At 43.0% G+C, this 20,217-nt stretch carries 16 protein-coding genes; 12 read left to right on the forward strand and 4 right to left on the reverse strand.

Annotated elements, in window-relative coordinates; all coding sequences use genetic code 11:
• Positions 1–70: 70 nt before the first annotated feature.
• Entirely contained in the window at positions 71–2,308 is a 2,238-nt protein-coding gene (gene katG / locus B9Y67_RS02945) for a catalase/peroxidase HPI (protein WP_085505292.1), read from the reverse strand.
• A 226-nt stretch (positions 2,309–2,534) separates the two neighbouring features.
• Between katG and B9Y67_RS02950 the strand changes: the two genes are divergently transcribed.
• Positions 2,535–2,795, forward strand: coding sequence for a hypothetical protein (locus B9Y67_RS02950; protein WP_254901685.1), 261 nt, complete (start codon positions 2,535–2,537; stop codon positions 2,793–2,795).
• A 198-nt stretch (positions 2,796–2,993) separates the two neighbouring features.
• Here B9Y67_RS02950 and B9Y67_RS02955 read toward each other — a convergent pair whose 3' ends face one another.
• The gene (locus B9Y67_RS02955) at positions 2,994–4,160 is read right to left on the reverse strand and encodes a DUF4317 domain-containing protein (protein WP_062440096.1); all 1,167 of its coding nucleotides are present in this window, start codon (positions 4,158–4,160) and stop codon (positions 2,994–2,996) included.
• 192 nt (positions 4,161–4,352) lie between these two features.
• On the opposite strand from B9Y67_RS02955, the gene B9Y67_RS02960 reads away from it, so the two are divergent.
• Positions 4,353–4,814, forward strand: coding sequence for a divergent PAP2 family protein (locus B9Y67_RS02960; RefSeq protein WP_085505629.1), 462 nt, complete (start codon positions 4,353–4,355; stop codon positions 4,812–4,814).
• A gap of 135 nt (positions 4,815–4,949) precedes the next feature.
• Here the strand turns inward: B9Y67_RS02960 and B9Y67_RS02965 are convergent, their stop codons facing one another.
• Positions 4,950–6,560, reverse strand: coding sequence for a BCCT family transporter (locus B9Y67_RS02965; protein WP_062440093.1), 1,611 nt, complete (start codon positions 6,558–6,560; stop codon positions 4,950–4,952).
• Between the two features lie 248 nt (positions 6,561–6,808).
• Here B9Y67_RS02965 and B9Y67_RS02970 point away from each other — a divergent pair, with 248 nt between their 5' ends.
• Entirely contained in the window at positions 6,809–8,158 is a 1,350-nt protein-coding gene (locus B9Y67_RS02970) for a DHA2 family efflux MFS transporter permease subunit (RefSeq protein ID WP_085505630.1), read from the forward strand.
• Positions 8,159–8,415: 257 nt separating this feature from the next.
• Positions 8,416–9,333, forward strand: coding sequence for a DMT family transporter (locus tag B9Y67_RS02975; protein WP_085505293.1), 918 nt, complete (start codon positions 8,416–8,418; stop codon positions 9,331–9,333).
• Between the two features lie 48 nt (positions 9,334–9,381).
• Here B9Y67_RS02975 and B9Y67_RS20395 read toward each other — a convergent pair whose 3' ends face one another.
• A complete protein-coding gene (locus tag B9Y67_RS20395; RefSeq protein WP_139823711.1) occupies positions 9,382–9,615 on the reverse strand; it encodes a hypothetical protein in 234 nt (77 codons plus the stop codon).
• A 62-nt stretch (positions 9,616–9,677) separates the two neighbouring features.
• On the opposite strand from B9Y67_RS20395, the gene B9Y67_RS02980 reads away from it, so the two are divergent.
• From B9Y67_RS02980 to glgA, 8 genes are all read left to right on the forward strand, one after another.
• The gene (locus tag B9Y67_RS02980) at positions 9,678–11,171 is read left to right on the forward strand and encodes a spore germination protein (protein WP_085505294.1); all 1,494 of its coding nucleotides are present in this window, start codon (positions 9,678–9,680) and stop codon (positions 11,169–11,171) included.
• Positions 11,164–12,270, forward strand: coding sequence for a GerAB/ArcD/ProY family transporter (locus tag B9Y67_RS02985; RefSeq protein ID WP_085505295.1), 1,107 nt, complete (start codon positions 11,164–11,166; stop codon positions 12,268–12,270). Before B9Y67_RS02980 ends, B9Y67_RS02985 begins: the two co-directional genes overlap by 8 nt.
• A complete protein-coding gene (locus B9Y67_RS02990; protein WP_085505296.1) occupies positions 12,260–13,342 on the forward strand; it encodes a Ger(x)C family spore germination protein in 1,083 nt (360 codons plus the stop codon). Before B9Y67_RS02985 ends, B9Y67_RS02990 begins: the two co-directional genes overlap by 11 nt.
• Positions 13,343–13,359: 17 nt before the next feature.
• Positions 13,360–14,271, forward strand: a complete 912-nt coding sequence (locus tag B9Y67_RS02995) for a CBASS cGAMP-activated phospholipase (protein WP_085505631.1) — start codon at positions 13,360–13,362, stop codon at positions 14,269–14,271.
• Positions 14,272–14,504: 233 nt separating this feature from the next.
• Positions 14,505–16,412: a 1,4-alpha-glucan branching protein GlgB gene (gene glgB / locus B9Y67_RS03000; RefSeq protein WP_085505297.1), complete on the forward strand. Its 1,908-nt coding sequence runs from the start codon at positions 14,505–14,507 to the stop codon at positions 16,410–16,412.
• Between the two features lie 3 nt (positions 16,413–16,415).
• Positions 16,416–17,582, forward strand: coding sequence for a glucose-1-phosphate adenylyltransferase (locus B9Y67_RS03005; protein WP_139823712.1), 1,167 nt, complete (start codon positions 16,416–16,418; stop codon positions 17,580–17,582).
• A 14-nt stretch (positions 17,583–17,596) separates the two neighbouring features.
• Positions 17,597–18,703, forward strand: coding sequence for a glucose-1-phosphate adenylyltransferase subunit GlgD (gene glgD, locus B9Y67_RS03010; RefSeq protein ID WP_062440068.1), 1,107 nt, complete (start codon positions 17,597–17,599; stop codon positions 18,701–18,703).
• Between the two features lie 74 nt (positions 18,704–18,777).
• Complete coding sequence (gene glgA, locus B9Y67_RS03015; protein WP_085505299.1) at positions 18,778–20,208, forward strand: glycogen synthase GlgA; 1,431 nt, start codon at positions 18,778–18,780, stop codon at positions 20,206–20,208.
• Positions 20,209–20,217 lie beyond the last annotated feature (9 nt).

Here is a 20,217-nt window from a genome sequence, read left to right on the forward strand (position 1 = left end):
CCTAATTAAAAAAAGCACCTTACCGATGCCGATTGAACAAGGCATCTGGTAAGGTGCTTTTCATTATGCATTATATAGACAATGTGGATTCCTGTTTTCTTTTAAGATCGAAGCGATCAGCGTTCATGACTTTTACCCAGGCATCTACGAAGTCACGCACAAATTTCTCTTTGTTGTCGTCTTGTGCATATACTTCTGCCAGAGCACGAAGTTCTGAATTTGAACCGAAGACTAGGTCCACGCGTGTCGCTGTCCGTACAACTTCACCGGTTTTACGGTTGCGTCCTTCGTACAGGTTATAATCTTTTGGTTTCCATTCTATGCCCATATCCAGGAGGTTTACGAAGAAGTCGTTCGTCAATGTGCCGACATGATCTGTGAATACACCATGGTCTGTTCCGCCATGGTTAGTACCAAGCACACGCATCCCGCCGATCAGCACGGTCATTTCCGGTGGAGTTAGGCCGAGCAGCTGAGATTTGTCTACCAACAATTCTTCCGGACTTAAGGTATAGGCTTTTTTCTCATAGTTGCGGAAGCCATCTGCCATTGGCTCTAATACATCAAAGCTTTCCGCATCTGTCATTTCTGCATCAGCATCTCCTCGTCCTGGAGCGAATGGAACGGTTACATCGACGCCGGCATCTTTTGCAGCTTTTTCTATTGCTGCGCTGCCACCCAGGACAATTAAATCTGCGATACTGACTTTTTTATCAAGCTGGTTTTGAAGGTCTTGATAGACAGATAGCACGTGTTCCAGTTTTTCCGGCTCGTTCACTTCCCAGTCCTTCTGTGGAGCAAGACGGATGCGGGCTCCATTCGCACCGCCACGCATATCAGAACCCCGGTATGTGCTTGCTGAAGCCCAGGCAGTTGTAACCAGTTCGCCGATTGTTAATCCAGTATTAAGGATTTTTCCTTTCAGCTCGGACACTTCCGCATCTGTCAATGTATAATCTACAGCAGGGATAGGGTCCTGCCAAATCAAATCCTCTTCTGGAACTTCAGGTCCCAGGTATCTTGATTTAGGGCCCATGTCACGGTGAAGCAGCTTGAACCATGCGCGGGAGAAAGCGTCTGCAAATTCATCAGGGTTTTCATAGTAATGGCGTGAAATCTTTTCATAATCGGGATCCATGCGTAATGCCATATCAGCTGTTGTCATAAAGGTAGGGACTTTGATAGCTGGGTCTTCTGCATCCGGAGCAAGGTCATCTTCCTTCGGGTTGACCGGAGCCCACTGGTTCGCACCGGCCCGACTCTTCGTCAGCTCCCATTCATAGTTGAATAGCAGTTCGAAATAGCCGTTGTCCCATTTTGTTGGGTTGGAAGTCCACGCGCCGTCTACACCACTGGAGATCGTGTCACGACCTTTACCGCTTCCGTGAGTGCTTTCCCAGCCCAACCCTTGTGCTTCTATATCAGCTGCTTCTGGTGCAGCGCCGACCTTTTCCGGGTCACCTGCGCCATGGGCTTTACCGAATGTATGACCGCCGGCGATCAGGGCAACGGTTTCCTCATCATTCATACCCATACGAGCAAATGTTTCACGAATATCGCGAGCACTTGCAAGCGGGTCCGGTTCACCGTCAGGTCCTTCAGGATTTACATATATCAATCCCATTTGCACGGCAGCAAGCGGGTTTTCAAGCTCGCGGTCGCCTGAATAACGGTTGTCAGCCAGCCATTCCTTTTCAGTGCCCCAATAAACGTCTTCTTCTGGATGCCAGATGTCTTCCCGTCCTCCACCAAATCCGAAAGTTTTCAAGCCCATATCTTCCAGCGCGACGTTCCCGGTTAACACAAGCAAGTCGGCCCAGGAGATCTTGTTTCCATACTTTTGTTTAATTGGCCATAACAAGCGTCGTGCTTTATCAAGGTTTACGTTATCCGGCCAGCTGTTAAGAGGGGCAAAGCGCTGGTTACCAGTCGCACCTCCGCCGCGTCCGTCGCCAGTACGATATGTTCCGGCAGCATGCCACGACATACGGATGAAGAGCGGTCCGTAATGACCATAGTCAGCAGGCCACCACTCCTGACTGTCTGTCATAAGTTCACGAAGGTCCTGCTTTAGTGCATCATAGTCCAGCTTCTGAAATTCTTCTTCATAATTAAATTCTTCCCCCATTGGGTTCGATTTGTTATCATGCTGACGAAGAATGTGCAAATTCAACTGGTTCGGCCACCAGTCCTTATTGGTTGTCCCAACCTTGGCGGTAGTGACCGCATTTTCCTCCTCGGTTTTATGGCCGGTTACAGGACACTGCTCAGCACTGGCTTTACTTTCATGCATTTCGTTCTTGTCCATTTACAACTCCCCCTCCTGGATATGGTGATAAAATATTATAACCGTTCTCAAATTATAATTATAATAAAAAAACACCTTAAATGAAAGCGATTTCACACAAAATTCAGAAATCAAATTTAGACAAATTAATACATAAGCAGCAGGAAAATAGTATAGGAGATTAATTAATTAGTATTTTGTGAAAATTCCAGTATATGATGGACTAATATCAAGGGGGAATCCTCGTGTGATTGGTAGGATAGCTGGACAATTTGTTTTGCTGATTTTCAGAAGGGTGGTTGTAAAAATGAAAGCAAATAAAAAGTGGGTTGCTTTACCAAAAGATATAAGAAATAAGCTTATTCAAAATGTTTTTTGTCCCCATTGTTTAGATACCGTTACTATAGTGGAATTTGTTATTGTTGATGATCCAGCTGGTATTCTTTTAGAAGGAAAGTGCAAGAATTGCAGGAATGAGGTTGCGAGAGTGGTTGAAGTGGATGAATGACAATAAGGAAAAGGAAATAGAGGAAGGTTATTAGCGATCAAAATAGTAATTATGAAATATCCGGATGAAAGTGTTTAACTGTATTCCCGGAAAGTGAAGACTCAAAAGATTACCAAAAGGGCATTCTATTCTTTAATTAAGAAGGAATGCCCTTTTATAGAGACTATATCATACTGCTAAGTATTGGATTTGTCTTCATCACTCCCCGAAAGCTTCCGGAAGCATCTTGAACCCTTCAATCTCCGCATCTTCTTCTACTTCGATCATGATATATCGTTTCCCCTGATGATTGACCTGCTTGACAAACTGCAAATCCTGGGGACTGATCGCAATATTAGCTACCTTCGTATTGATTTTAATCGACTTTGACTTATACTTTGGAACAATGCTGCTTGCTTTTAGTTCGTAGGCTCCATCATCGGTGATTTTTTGAAACGCATCTTTTACTTTTTCAGCTTCCACTTGTGCGCCGCTTCGAGTCAGCACCCGTTCAACATCATTGTAATCGAGCTTCGGCACTTCTCCTTCTTCATTTTCCTCTACGACATTATTAATTTCTCCATAGACAGTAGCCAGAGTAGAAGGAGGGAGCTGATCTCCGACAACATCTCTGATGACTTCTTCAAATACCGCTTTGTCTTCTTTGGCTGTCATGATTTCTTCGCCATTCAATACTTCTTCGATAAATCGGTAGTCAGGCTCGTTTGCTTTGCCTGCACTATAAAGGATATGGTTCACATCAGCTGAATTGTCTGTAAAGCACGGAAAAAGAAATCCTGCCATTGGGGAGTTTAGATCAATGACGGGATCCACCTCAATGTTGTACTTGAATTCCTTTTCAATATAGTCGAATTGCCATTCTCTTTTGGGTTCTTGGGTTTTATTGATACTGCAGAGGATAAAGGGATGAGAATAGACCGCATCCCGTTCACTTTCTTCAGCTTCTTCGTTGCGTCGCTTCATCGGTTTCATATATTCAGCACGGATGAAAGAGATGACTACATCTTTTTCATAAGGATTGTCTTTAATAATCTTTTCTGTCATCTGCAGCATTTGGGCCTTCCACTCTTCCAGTTCGCTGCTAAGCAGCCCTCTATGTAATGTGAGTTGGGTGTGGTTGTCAGCATCCCGCTGAAATTTCAACTCGAACAGTTTTTCATCCAGCTGTCCTGTCAGTACTTTCTTGAAATTATTCATGAACAGCTCCTGCTGATCTCTATCGAGCATTTCGAACGGCTGGCTCTGATGATGAAAAATTTCTGTCGTTTCTTTCATGATATATACGTTAAAAAGGTCAGAAATCTTCAATAAGTCATTATCCACTTTGAACTGCCTGCGAATACCGGCAACATCTTTTTTATCCATGTATTATTCACTCCTAAGTTCCATTGGTTGTCCCTTGAAACGATTCTTTTATTTTAACATAAGGTACAATTCGCAAGGACAGGCTTTATTTTATTTAGTATGCTTTTCTGAATAAAACTGGCCATTTCGGGTAATGAAAAGTAGAAGAAAGATGATTGCAGAGTGGAGGTTTTACTTGTGGACAATAATAAAATGAATCGGGGCATTTTGACAGCACTGACAGGAATCGGCCTCGCACAAGGGTTGAAGATTTTAACGCACAAACGTTTGGCAGGAAAATGGGACTGGAAGCAGGTTGCTACGACAGGCGGTATGCCAAGCTCCCATTCCGCGGGAGTTTCAGCGCTCGCTACCTACATAGCGGCCAATAGAGGATCTCGCCATACGGAAACAGCATTAGCGGTTGTTTTTGGAGTGATCGTCATGTACGATGCCCAGGGTATCCGCCGTCATACAGGGGAGATTGCTAAACTGGTCAATGAGTTAGAAGACAGTTTTGCTACGATATCAAAAGACTTTCCGAGCCTGGAATTCGTGCAAAGGGAAAAGGAATTGAAAGAACTCTTGGGTCACCAGCCATTAGAAGTGTTGGGTGGAGCACTTTTAGGAACAGCATTAGGACTGATTTCTGCAAGATATGAAGATCGAAAATAAATCATTTCCACACAAAATAGCAACCTATAGGAAGGTTGCTATTTTTGTATGTTCAGCTATACTTCAGGATGCTTTACATGGACTGCCAGCCATTAAAAGAACGAGCTTCCCTTCTAAAGGAAGCTTGTTTTTAGGTTATTTGTTATCATCATTATTAAATTCATAGTTCTCTTCAATGTGATCGATAACCCGCTGGTGGCGTTTTTCTTCTGCTTGTTTCTCTGCTTTTCTGCGAGCATCTTTATAATCTTCCCGTATCGATTTCAAGAGGGAGATAGCGGCTACGAACAGGACGATTGAAAACGGCAGTGCCCCGATCAGGGAAGCGGTTTGCAGTCCTTCCAACCCAGCGCTGATAATCAAAATGATCGCAAGTGAGGCGATAAGAGAGCCCCACACTACTTTTACAACAACCGAAGGGTTTGTATCCCCATTCGATGTCATCATACCAAGTACGAAAGTTGCTGAGTCGGCGGATGTTACCAGGAAGGTAAACAGCAGGCCGATAGATAGTACCGATAATATGGTACCTAATGGTACGTTTTCTAACATCGCAAACAATGCGGTTGTTTCATCTTGAGCAACGGCCCCGGCAATATCCGTACCATGAAAGAGGTCGAAGTTGATCGCCGTCCCACCGAAGATCCCAATCCAAATTAGACCGATAGCTGGAGGTGCAACCATAACCCCTAGTACAAATTCCCTGACCGTGCGTCCTTTCGAGATACGGGCAACAAACATTCCGACAAACGGAGCCCAGGCAATGGTCCAGGCCCAGTAATAGACCGGCCAATCCTGCACCCATGTTCCTTGTGTATACTGATCAAGTCTTAAGCTAGCCTGGAAGAAATTCTGCAGGTAGTCACCAACGCCCATGGTAATCGTATCTAGAATAAAGCCGGTAGGACCGATGAATAAGACGGCAACCATAAGCACAAGAGCCAGTCCTAAGTTAGCGTTACTTAAGTATTTAATCCCTTTATCAAGACCCGATATAGTCGATACCATGAAGAAGACGAACATAGCCCCTACGATGATGAGCTGTGTCGTGGTACCAGAAGGAACGTTAAAAACATAGCCAAGACCTCCGTTGATCTGCAGTACACTTAATCCAAGTGTAGTTGCTACACCCATAACTGTAGCAATGACTGCTATGATGTCGATCGTATTCCGGAGCGGCTTTTTCCCTTTATCGCCAATTACCGGGTTCATGGTATCACTGATCAGGCTTCGTTCATCCTGGCGGTAAATAAAGTACGAGAGTGCCAGTCCGACAAAAGTGAAGGAGGCCCACTGGTGTATGCCGTTATTGAAAAATGCATTCCACATTGCTTCTCTTGCAGCCTCTGCTGTTCCAGCTTCGATACTGGGGTCGAAGGGAGGCGGTGTTCCGAAGTGGGTCATCGGTTCAGCAACACCCCAGAAGACGATACTGACACCAAAACCGGTACTGAATAACATGGCGATCCAGGTAAACAAAGGGTATTTGGGTTTGGTGTTTTCTCCACCAAGTTTGATTCTCCCATATTTACTGAATGCTAAATAAAAGTTGAAAATAATGATAAAAAGCACGAACGATAAATAAAACCAGCCAAACGTATTGGCAATAAACCCGTAAATGACTTCAGCCTGGGAAGCCAGTATCTGAGGAGCAACCGCACCCCATAAAGCGAAAAGAAAAATAATGGTGAATGAGACCCAGAAAATGCTGTTCATAAATTTGTACTTTTTCTTTTTATTCCCCATAGTCCATCTCCTTTACTACTATGATTTTACACTCCTTTTTTTATGTACCCGGTGAGTGTAGTAAGTAAGCTAGTCATTTTTAAGTAATTTAACATTATTATGCTTTTAAAAACAAATATCTATTATTTCGGGTAACTAAACATTGATTTTCAAGATAATTTGAGTTAATATTTTTGAGTTACTTAAATTAGGAAAGAAGGTATATTGTGGAACAGACAAAGGAAGAACCAATCAATAAAGTTCCATTAATGATCGTATTGTTATCCGGCGCATTTGTCGCCATTTTGAATCAGACACTATTAGCAACAGCTATTCCACATATTATGCAGGATTTGAACCTGGACGCGAATACCGCCCAGTGGCTGCAGACGATTTTTATGCTGGTAAACGGAATCATGATTCCTATCACTGCTTTTTTGATTGAACGTTTTACAACCCGGGGGCTATTTTTGACAGCTGTCGGTACCTTCGCGATAGGCACATTAGTATGTGCCATTGCTCCGAACTTCGGTATATTATTATCAGGAAGAGTCCTGCAGGCAGCGGGGGCAGGGATTATCATGCCATTGATGCAGACGATTCTGTTCTTAGTCTTTCCCGTTGAAAAACGTGGGTCGGCTATGGGGATGTTTGGTCTCGTGATTGCATTTGCGCCTGCCATTGGTCCGACATTGTCGGGGTACCTCGTTGACCACCACCATTGGCGAAGTTTATTTTATGTTATCTTGCCTATCGCAATCATAGATATCATTGTCGCTTATTTTATTTTGAAAAATGTAACGAAGCAGACATTCCCGAAGGTCGATATCTTGTCGATCATTCTATCGACTGTCGGCTTTGGCGGCATATTATATGGGTTTAGTGTGGCAGGCAGTGGTGGATGGCTCCATACAGAAGTGCTGGGGTCTTTAATTGTTGGTGCCGTTACACTCGTATTATTCATATTGAGACAATTGAAACTTGAGCAGCCGATTTTGGAATTCCGGATTTTTAAAAACACTACCTTCACTCTCACTACGGCAATCGGGATGGTATCATTTATTGCGATGATCGGGGGCGCGGTCATCCTTCCGATTCTGATGCAGGATATGTTAGGGTTTACGGCATTAGAATCAGGATTAATGCTCCTTCCTGGAGCGGTGCTCATGGGACTGATGAACCCGGTCACAGGCCGGCTTTTTGATCGGTTTGGCGCGCGGTGGCTGGCTATCATCGGCTTGTCGATTCTGGTAATCACTACCTTTATGTTTTCGAACATAACCATGGAAACGACATTTGTTTATCTGGCAACCGTTAATGCAGCTCGTATGTTCAGTATTTCCATGATCATGATGCCAGTCACAACGGCAGGACTGAACCAACTGCCGAACCAACTTATGCCGCACGGTTCAGCGATGAATAATACGATGCGGCAGGTAGCCGGAGCGGTCGGCACAGCCTTGCTGGTATCTGTAATGACCACCCAGGCTGATCCCGCAGAAGGGATTACCGGACTTATTCATGGGGTGAACGTTTCATTTATTGTTGCGGGGATCATAGCGATTGCCGGGCTTGGTATGTCATTTTTTATCAAAAATTCACGGCCAGGCGTTGCCTGAGCTTTATAGAGGCGGAAACCTTCTTCCAGAAGTTTTCCGCCTTTACCTTTATGAAAGTTGTAGAGCTCAGGGGGCCGCTATCAACGTGAAAATATGAGCTTTCCTGGTAAGTATACATGGCGTATGGGGGGAAATTTGAGAAGTTAACTTTGTTTGCATACTATATACAGGCACTTTAATTGAATAGAGTGGCGTATAGGTTTAAACTTATTTATTTATAAGAAATTTATTTATGAATTAGAAAGAGATGAGAGCATATGTCTAAACCACTTACATACACGCTGCTTTTTTTCGTCATGATGATCTGGGGATTCAATGTCATCGCGATTAAAGTTCTGGTTGAGAACTTTGCGCCTGTGACTATCACTGCTTTTCGGATTCTGCTGGCAGGTATTGTTGTCATGCTTATTTTAGGAATCAAAAAGGAATTCCGAAAAGTTACCAGACCTCAGCTTATTTATATTACGATTGGCGCATTGACCGGGATTTTAGGCCACCATTTCTTTTTATCGGTAGGTCTCACAGCTACCAATGCTTCTAATGCCGGTCTTATCCTGGGTTTGGTTCCGCTGATGACGGCGTTAGCTGCAATATTATTTTTAGGCGATAGGCTGACGGTCCTGAGGATGATCGGCATTGTGTCTGGTCTGATTGGCGTTTCATTCATTGTGATGAACGGAGAAGGAAGTGTAGGGAGTATTTCGCGTGGTGATCTTTACATTTTTCTTGCCGTCGTAACCCAGGCTGTCAGTTTCATTGCCATCAAACGGGCGACAGAAACGATGGATGCCCGCCTGATGACGGGTTGGATGCAAATTGCGGGGGCTTTTTTCCTGTTCGTCGTAAGTGCTCAGCTGGAGCCTGATGGGCTTGCTACATTGACGACAGGCACTCCTCTTGCCTGGATTGTGTTTTTAGCCTCGGCGATATTGGCAACCGGACTTGGACATATGGTCTATAATAAAGCAATCCACCAGATCGGCGCTGGAGAAACAGCTATTTTCATCAACCTTACTCCATTCTTCTCACTGACGGGTTCCTACCTGTTTTTAGGGGAAAGAATTATGGTGGAGCAGCTGTACGGATTCTTGTTCATTGTGACAGGAGTTATACTAGGTACAGGGGCATTAGAGCAATCGATTCGTAAAAAAAAGAAAAAGCGGATGGCCAGTTAAATATGCATTAAAAAACGATTCATCTTCAACAGAGGATGAATCGTTTTTTTATCTCTTTTCGTCTTCTGCTTCTGCTTTATAAAGGAGAAAGAAAGGAAGAAATAAAAGAATAATAATAAAAGAATATAGTATTAATTTTGCAAGCCAATCCATTAATAAAAGCACTGCAATAAAGAAAGCTGTAACCATCAATAAAGGAATTACATAGGCGAGTATCATGTTTTTCCCTCCGATTTCCAGGTGTAGATTATCTTTCCCGTGCTGGTATAAATTATTCTGCATTGCACAGTACTAAAGAGAGATAAAAATAGAACTTACTCTCTTTAATCATAAGGAGCATTCTGATGTGGAAATGGAAAAAAGGTAGCGGAGATCAACAACCAAATCATAATGAAACGCTTAAGGACTTGATGAACAAACTAAGTCAGTCGAAAGACTTCATGAGTTATGAACTGGAAGAACCAACCAATTGCGTTGTGTCTTATTTTGAGACAATGATAGAACCAAAAACAATAAACAGATTGATTTTACCCACATTAAAGCGAAATGCCTTGCATTCATTAGAAGCCATGAAAAACAATATCCCAGTTGAAGGCTTAGCAGTTACTGACGATGTTAATATTATCAGGCATCGATTCATGCAAGGTCACATTATCATACAAATGAAGAAATCTGATAAGAAAGTTCTGACTATTCCAGCAGTAGTAGCTGAAAATCGTGATGTCAGCATCCCTGAAGTGGAGTTCAGTGTTGTAGGTCCAAAAGAAGCATTTGTCGAATCCCTTGATACAAACATCAATCTTGTTCGAAAACGTTTGACATTACCACAATTAATAGTTAAGGAAGTTAATATTGGTAAACTGACAAAAACCCGTGTCGCTATTCTATATGTGGAAGGGGTTGCTAATGAAGAAAATGTTAATACAGTTGAGCAGCGTCTAGAAGATATTGAATATGATCAGATTAATGATAGCTCATATATTACACAAATGATTGCTGATAATTCTAATTCTCCTTTTCCGCAACTCCTGGACACGGAAAGGCCAGACCGGGTTACTGGTTCACTTGTTGAAGGGAAGATCGCAATATTAGTCGATGGCTCGCCGCATGGTTTGACATGCCCCACTACGATTGTCGAGTTCTTCTCTGCATCTGATGATTATTTTCTGCCCTGGCACTTGGCATCGGCTTTTCGGCTTATTCGATTATTTGCTGTCATCTTCTCTGTTCTTAGTACACCGTTATATATAGCTATATTAACTTATCATCATGAAATGATTCCACAAGATTTATTGGCGACAATAGTTTCCTCGCGTGCGGATATACCATTTCCGCCAATTCTTGAAGTAATTATATTGGAACTGACGATTGAATTATTGCGGGAAGCAGGGGCCAGGCTGCCGATGAAGGTCGGTCAGACCATTGGTATCGTTGGTGGTATCGTTATTGGAACGGCAGCTGTAGAAGCTGGTCTAACCAGTAACGTATTATTGATTATCGTTGCACTTGCAGCACTCGCTTCATTTACAACACCCGTCTATCAGATAGGTAATACGATACGGCTTGTCCGCTTTCCATTTATGATTGGGGCTCAATTATGGGGGTTAGTTGGTGTATCTCTGGTAATGGCGTTCTTTATTGCCCATTTGCTTAAATTGAGATCGATCGGAAGGCCATTCTTTGCACCCATCTACCCACTTAGATTCCGGGATCTGAAGGATGCCTTCATTCGTCTCCCGTTTAATAAACAATCGCAAAGGCCAATCCAAACGCGGCCAATAGATTCTGAACGGTTCAATCAAAAACGGGCTAGCGAGAAGAGGGATATCGATGAATAATACCAACAAAATTCCAGTACCTGAACATTTATTAGTTACATCTACCATGGTATTTTTACTTGTACACTCTATGCAAGTCGGGGTAGGAATACTGGGGTTTGAAAAGTATATAGCAATGGATGCAGGTTATGATGCATGGATATCGATACTAATTGCTGGTGTCGCCATTCATCTCTTGCTATTTATGATTTATTGGATACTAGAGGCTAATGGCGGAGATTTGGTTTCTATTCATACGTCTGTGTATGGAAAAATCCTGGGTGGATTGCTGAATATTGGTTTCAGCTTTTATTTTCTTCTATTAAGCCTTACGGTATTGAGAACATTTACAGAAATAATTCAAGTTTGGGTATTCCCTCAAATGAGTGTATGGATGTTTGCGTTAGCTTATTTGCTGCTTGCCTATTATTTTATAACCGGTGGCCTGCGTATAGTAGTCGGAATGTGCCTGCTAAGTGTAATTCTGGGACTACCGTTATTATTGTTCAAATTCTTTCCCATTCAGAACGGACAGGTTGATAATGTTTATCCTCTGGTCGACCATTCCATTAATGAGATTTTAGTGTCCGCAAAAACGAGTACACTCAGTTTTTTAGGGTTTGAATTGTTATTGGTTTTTTATCCATTTATAAAGAATGCTGCTTCTTCTAAAAAGTGGGCACATTTTGCTTCTTTTTACACAACCATGATTTATTTAGCCAGTGCTTTGGTGGCTTTCATTTATTATAGCGAAGAGCAATTGCAGTTTGTAACATGGGGTACCATTTCATTATGGAAAATTGTAGATTTCCCTTTCATGCAACGATTCGAATATATGGGGATAGCTTTATGGGCTTACGTAGTCTTACCGAATATATGCCTGGGGCTTTGGGCAGCCAGCAGAATTCCTAAACGTATGTTCAACATTAAACAAAAGTACATCCTTATTTTGTATATGGTTATCGTCTTCATAGCAACCATCAGAATCGATGATCGCAATTTGATTGACGGGCTTAATACCTTCACAAACCAGATTGGGTTTTACTTTTTGATGTATATCCCTGTGTTGTTTGTTCTAACTTGGATAATGAAAAAGGTGAGAATTGCTAATGAAAGCTAAAAAAATATTTTTAATAATAATTGCATTCTCCATTTTTCTGACAGGCTGTCTACCCCATGAAAGTGTAGAAAATGTCGCGTTGGTTAATATAGTAGGCTATGATTACGTTGATAATGACCTTGTTCAAGGCACCATATCTGTACGACATTTCGGTAGGAGTAAAGAAGAAATTCCTTTTGAACAATTCCTGTCTTTCACAGCTAAGTCAATGAAAGAAATTTCTTCTGGTCTCGAGAGTAAGTCACCCAGACCGATAAGACTGGGTAAGTTAAGTCTTGCATTATACGATGAAAGGCTTGTCACTGAAGGAATATCTGAAATTATTGATGTACTAGCCCGTGATCCACACATTGGAAGGGATGTCTATCTTGGAATTGTAAAAGGTAGCGCAAAAGAGATGATCGAAACTAAATACAGTGAAAATGAAACGACGGCCCGCTTCCTTACCGGGATAGTGGAACAAAATGAAAGAAATAATTTTCCTAAGACCAACTTGCATAAATTCTTATACGCTTATTACGGGGATGGAATAGATGGTTTTCTTCCATTATTGAAGTTGGAAGAGAACGAAATGAAAATGGACGGTATAGGGGTGTTTAAGGAGGATGCTCTGGTTCATGAAGTGCCTTATTCAGATGTTTTCACTTACAAACTGCTGATAGAGAATTTTAATGATGGCACACAAGGAATAGAGATCGGTGGGAAGACGGTAGTAATGGACAATATCGGCTCTAAAGTAAAATATAGACTTTATGGAGATAGAAACAACCCTAAATTCTCAGTAAATATCAAAATGAAAGGGATGGTCAGTGAAATAACAGATTTGACCGCCAAAGACACCTATAAACTAACAGACCAACTGGAAAAAGCATTCGAGCACTATCATGAGGAAAAAGGAAAAAGAATGATTAAGCAATTCCAAGAGAAGGAAGTGGATCCTTTAGGACTTGGAAAAGTATTAAAAAATCGAAAAGGCCATTTTGATAAAGAGGCGTGGGAACAGCAGTATCCTAATGTTCCAGTAGAGGTTAATGTGGAAGTGCAGATTGTTGAAACGGGAATATCAGCCTAATGAGCGTTGGTGAACAAATGAAAATATTATGTATTGATGGTGGTGGCATCCGGGGTGTTATGCCGATTGCGGTATTGAGAGCTTTGGAAGAAGATATTGGGAGTTCTGCTGCAGAGAAATTTGATTTAATTGCCGGGACGAGCACGGGTTCGATTATAGCCGCCTCTGTCATGATGCGTAGGGATATGGGCGACTTGTTGAAATCGTACCAGAAATATGGCAAAAAAATTTTTATCAGGCAGGCAAAAGTGGGCTTGTTCAAAAGCGTATATAGCGACCGCTATCTGCGCCGGCTTTTGAAAGAAGCATTTGAAAATAAAAAACTGGGTGAGATGAGTGGTCCTTTGCTGATCCCTGCTGTGGATGTTACTCATGGCAAACCATACATTCATCGGTCTCATGTTGTCGAGTCAGAGAATGATGACCTATCGATCCCACTTTGGGATGCTGTTTTGTCTTCATGCTCCGCTCCAATTTATTTTCCACCCAACAATGTCGATAATGATTACTTGTCCATTGACGGGGGACTGTGGGCGAACAATCCTTCACTAGTCTGTATAACCGAAGCAGTCCATTATTTTGAAGAGAGTTTGCAGGATATTCAAATTCTCTCCCTAGGTACGGGAAAGCAAAGCATTGATTTCACAATTGATCACGATAAGTTTTGGGGCATTAAAAAATGGATGCCATTCCATCTGCCGGCAATGAAAGTTACACCAAAGCTGTTGGATTTGGCACTGAATCTCTCTTCGGAATCCGTATCCTACCACTGTCAGCTGCTTTTGCAGGACAATTATCTCCGAATCAACGAAGAGCTCGGAGAAGAAGTCCCATTTGATGATGTTAAGTTCACCGAAGAGCTAATTAAAATCGGTGAACAGGTTTATGCAAAGCACCGGGAAAAAATATTGAGATTTATCGAGCAATAAAAAAGAAGTAGGGCGATTATCTCTTAATGAAAAGGGGTAATTTTCCAGTAGTAAAACCTTCTGAAAGCTTGATATATACGATTTTTTACATGTAACCGTTATCAAGACAAAATACGACAAAACATTTCAGAAAATTAGCATAAAAACAATTGTAATCACGATAAGAACATTTTATGCTAGTAATACAAGTTCACTTGAACGGGCTTTAAATCAACTAGAAGGGGAGTGGTAGATTGTTAGATTTTACCGCTTTAGAGCATGACGTTTATTTATTCCACCAAGGAAACCTCCGATACAGCTACGAACTTCTCGGGGCGCACCAAGATACACAAAATGGTACTCCAGGCACCCGGTTCATGGTCTGGGCGCCGAATGCACAGCAGGTCAGTGTTGTCGGCGACTTTAATGAATGGGATGGCAGGGAACACCCGATGAAGAAATTGAACGAGAACGGGATCTGGCATACGTTCATCCCTCACCTTGAACAAGGGGAAATTTATAAGTATGAAATCCTCACTCCCCACGGACATCTGCAGCTGAAAGCAGATCCTTACGCATTCTCCAGTGAATTGCGGCCGAATACAGCTTCGGTCATCTATCCGCTTGACAATTATCAATGGAATGACGATCTATGGATGAAGCGCCGCGAAGAGATGAATTTCTATGAATCTCCCATTTCCATCTATGAGCTGCATTTGGGATCGTGGAAAAACATTGAGCCTGAAGTCTATTATAATTACCGCGATTATGCAGAGGAAGTTATCCCCTATGTCAAAGAGCTGGGATACACCCATATCGAACTGCTTCCGATCACCGAGCATCCGTTTGACCGCTCCTGGGGTTATCAGACTACGGGGTATTATGCTGTGACCTCCCGCTATGGGACACCGGATGACTTCCGTTATTTTGTCGATCAATGCCACCAGCATGGCATTGGTGTCATTCTCGACTGGGTACCGGGTCATTTCTGTAAAGATGCCCATGGTCTTCGCCGGTTCGACGGAGAGGCACTCTATGAATACGAAAATCCGCTGAAAGCGGAGAAGCCACAATGGGGGACACTGACGTTTGACTTTGGCCGCAATGAAGTACAGAGCTTTCTCATTTCAAATGCAATTTACTGGCTGAAGGAGTTCCACCTGGATGGCCTCCGTGTCGATGCGGTAGCAAGTATGCTTTATCTTGATTTTGGCAAGGAAGACGATGAATGGGAAACGAATGAGCATGGAGGCAGGGAAAACCTTGAAGCCATCGCATTCATTAAAAAAATGAATGAAGCGATTTTTGAGGAAGTACCGAATGTATTGATGATGGCAGAGGAATCCACGTCTTATCCGCTTGTCAGCGCGCCGACTTACATTGGTGGACTCGGGTTCAATTATAAATGGAATATGGGCTGGATGAACGATATGCTCCGTTATATGGAAATGGATCCGGTGCACCGTAAATACAATCATAACCTCATTACGTTCTCGTTGTTCTATGCTTTTTCCGAGAATTTCGTCCTCCCGATTTCTCATGATGAAGTCGTACATGGCAAGAAATCATTGTTGAATAAGATGCCGGGAGACTACTGGCAGAAATTTGCCAATTTACGGGCGTTTTTGGCTTTTATGTTCGCCCATCCTGGTAAAAAGTTGTTATTCATGGGCTCTGAATTTGGTCAGTTCGACGAGTGGAAGGACTTGGAGGACCTCGATTGGGAGCTGTTGGATTATGATTCCCATGCATCGGTACTCGACTATGTAAAACAGCTGCATCAATTTTATAAGGATATGCCTGCCTTATGGGAACTGGATCATCATGAAGATGGCTTCTCATGGATAGATCCACATAATTTTGAGCAGAGCGTCATATCTTTTATACGTTGCAGCCGGACACCCAAAGACCAGCTGCTGGTTGTCTGTAATTTTACTCCGGTAGTTTATCACGACTATAAAGTCGGAGTACCACAGCCCGGGCATTATGAGGAGATATTCAATAGCGACGCGGAACATTTTGGCGGATCCGGCCAGAGAAACGGATTAAAGGCTGCATCTGTCCCAGAGCCATGGCAGGGGCAGAATCACCATATTAAAATGACGATACCGCCACTAGCGGTAACTTTTTGGAAACGAACCAATGGACCGAAGGGGGACTAAATCATGAAAAAAGAGTGTGTAGCTATGCTTTTAGCCGGAGGCCAGGGAACGAGACTTAAATCACTCACCAAGCAGATTGCAAAGCCTGCTGTCTATTTTGGCGGGAAATACAGAATCATTGATTTTCCATTGAGTAACTGTACCAATTCGGGAATTGATACGGTAGGAGTCCTCACCCAATATGAACCATTGATTTTGAATAACTATATAGGAATTGGAAGCGACTGGGATCTTGATCGTAAATACGGTGGAGTTTCTGTTCTGCCACCATATGTTCAATCCGAAGAAGGGGGAGGCTGGTATACAGGAACGGCTAATGCTATTTATCGAAATATCAAATTCCTCAATCAGTATGACCCCGACCATGTCCTTGTTTTATCGGGAGATCATATTTATAAAATGGATTACAGCGATATGCTTGATTACCATAAGGCGAGCGGTGCGGATGCTACGATTTCAGTCATAGAAGTACCATGGGAGGAAGCGAGCCGGTTCGGCCTTATGAACACCAATGACTCGGGTGTAATCACGGAATTCGATGAGAAACCGGAACACCCGAAGAGTAATTTGGCTTCTATGGGTGTCTATATTTTCAGGTGGGACATCTTGAAACGCTATTTGATCGATGATGCCAATAATGAAAATTCTTCAAATGACTTCGGAAAAGATATCATCCCCGCGATGCTCGGCGACTACAAAAAGATGATGGCCTACACATTTGATGGCTACTGGAAAGATGTCGGGACGGTTGCGAGCTTATGGGAAGCCAACATGGATTTACTGAAAGAGAAACAGGAGCTTGAGTTGAATGATTACTCCTGGCGCATTTACTCAAAAAGTCCGAACCAGCCTCCGCAGTATATCTCGCATGAAGCGACCGTTCATAATGCCCTGATTAATGAAGGCTGCCGGATTCACGGAACTATTGACCATTCTGTTATCTTCTATGGGGTCCATGTCAAGGAAGGTTCCATTATCCAGGATTCGGTTATCATGCCGGAAGCTAAAATCGGAAAAAATGTGACCATCAACCGTGCCATCATTGCAGCTGGGAGTGTCATCGAGGATGGGGCCGTCATCGGCGACCCATCACCTAAAAGCGATATTACGTTAGTTGCCGATGAAGACAGTGTGTTAGCGAAAAGTTATTTGGAGCAAATTATAAAATAGGAGGATGGTAGTCGATGGATCGTATTGCAGGAATCATAAATCTAGACCATGAACAAGATGTGTTGGATGAACTCACTTATTTTCGGTGCAGTGCCGCTGTCCCATTTGCCGGACGTTACCGAATGATTGACTTTACCATATCCAATATGAGTAATTCCCGAATCGAGTCGATTGCTGTTTTCGCCAGACGGAAATACCGTTCGCTGATGGATCATTTGGAGCAAGGGAAAGCCTGGGATCTGGATCGTAAACGTGGCGGATTATTCATTCTTCCTCCAGACTGGAATGATCCGACGGATATATCAAAAGGGGACCTGCAGCATTTCCATAATAATATTGACTTTATCACTCGTACGCTTGCCGACTATGTCGTCGTCTCCGGGACACAGAATATCTGCAACATAAACTTCCGTGAAGTACTGGAGGAACATAAAGCGTCCGGTGCTGATGTAACGGTTGTCTATAAAAAGGTGGAGGAGCTGTACCCGGAACATAAGCGCGCCCATAAGCTGACGATTGATGAAAGTGGCCGGGTTACCGATATCCATAATGATCAACGGAGTAACAATGTCTATATGGATATGTATATCCTGGAGAAGAACTATTTATATGGGATGATTGAAGACTGTATCGCTCACGGCTGTTCTCACTTTTTCCTTGATGGTATCAAAGCCAGGCTGCCGCAAATCCATATGCATGCTTATGAATATGAGGGAGCGCACGCTCTTATCAATTCGGTAGAAAGCTATTATCGGCATAGTGCGAGCCTGCTGAATGGGGCAAACCATGATGATTTATTCAAAGAGGAAGCACCTATATTTACAAAGGTGAAAAATGAGCCTCCGACAAAGTATTCTCAGGATTCAAATGTTACGAATACTCTTGTCGCCAATGGCTGTGTCATTGACGGACAAGTGGAGGACAGCATTTTATTCCGTGGAGTGAAAGTGGCAAAAGGGGCAGTAATCAAAAACTCGATCATAATGCAGCGTTGTGAAATCGACAGCAATGCAGTATTAGAAAATGTCATCCTGGATAAGGACTGTCGTATTTCTAATAGCCGGACATTGATTGGAGTCCCTGAGAAGCCTTATGTCGTAGCAAAACGTGTGTCCATGTAAGAGATTGCCTATCACGGCAATCTTTTTACAATTTCTACATGTGATGAAATGAACAGGTAAAAGGAGTGAACAGAATGGAAATATTGATGGTAGGATCCGAATGCACCCCATTCATCAAAACAGGCGGACTTGCAGATGTGCTGGGTTCACTTCCGCAGGCACTTAAGGAGCAGGGGGAGGATGTTCGTATTGTCCTCCCGAAATATCAGGAAATAAGTGATGAATGGAAGTCGCAGATGAAGCCGCTATTGGAATTGAATGTGACCCTTGGCTGGCGCAATCAGTATGCCGGGGTGGAATACATCGAACAGAATGGCGTAACCGTCTATTTCATTGATAATGAATATTATTTCAAGCGTTCGAATTTGTATGGATATGGAGATGAAGCGGAACGGTTCGTCTTTTTCAACCGTGCCGTAATGGAAATGATTAAAGCGCTGGACTGGACACCTGATGTCATCCATTGTCATGACTGGCAGAGCGGTCTGATTCCAGTCTTTCTCCACACCCATTACAAGGATGATCCAATCTTTGAAAGTATGAAAACAGTCTTTACGATTCATAACCTGAAATACCAGGGGATATTTTCAGAGTCGGTTTTATATGACTTGATGGAGCTGGACGAGCGCCTGATGACGCCGGAAGGACTCGAGTTTTTCGGGGACATCAACTTCATGAAGGGGGCATTGAATTTTGCTGACCGTATTACCACTGTCAGTGAAACTTATGCAAAAGAGATTCAAACTCCTTATTATGGGGAAAACCTAGATGGAGTATTACGGAGCAAATCCGACCGAATGACCGGCATCGTTAATGGCATCAATATCAAAGATTATGATCCGATGAAGGATGAGGCGCTTGCTTTCCCTTACCGAAGTTCACTGACGAAAAAGTGCCATAATAAACTATGGCTGCAAAAAGAACTAGGGCTGCCGGTGCGGAGTGATGTCCCGATGATCAGCATCGTTTCCAGGCTTGTTGAGCAAAAAGGATTCGATTTGATCGCCCGAGTTATCGATGAACTCCTGGATACGGAGGATATTCAGCTGGTCGTGCTAGGCACGGGAGAATATGATTATGAACAAATGTTTCAATGGGCACAATCAAAGTATCCAACGAAGATGTCCGCGAATATCTTATTCAGTGAATCCTTCTCCCGCCAAGTATACGCGGCGAGCGACATGTTCCTGATGCCGTCCCGGTTTGAACCATGCGGCATCGGACAATTGATCGCCCTCCGTTATCTGGCTGCTCCAATTGTCAGGGAAACAGGTGGTCTTGCTGATACGGTTCAGCCGTACAATGAACAAACAGGGGAAGGGAACGGCTTCACATTTGCGAATTATAATGCCCATGACATGCTGTTCACTATCCGTCGGGCACTTGAATTTTACCAGGATAAAGAGCTCTGGAAACCGCTCATAAAAAATATCACAAAAAGTCAATTCCCGTGGAAGTATTCTGCACGCCGGTATCGTGAGGTGTACGCGCAGGCAATGGAATAGGGCTGTATG

Origin of the sequence: Thalassobacillus devorans, assembly GCF_900176565.1 — a bacterium.
Lineage (GTDB): Bacteria > Bacillota > Bacilli > Bacillales > Halobacillaceae > Thalassobacillus > Thalassobacillus devorans_A.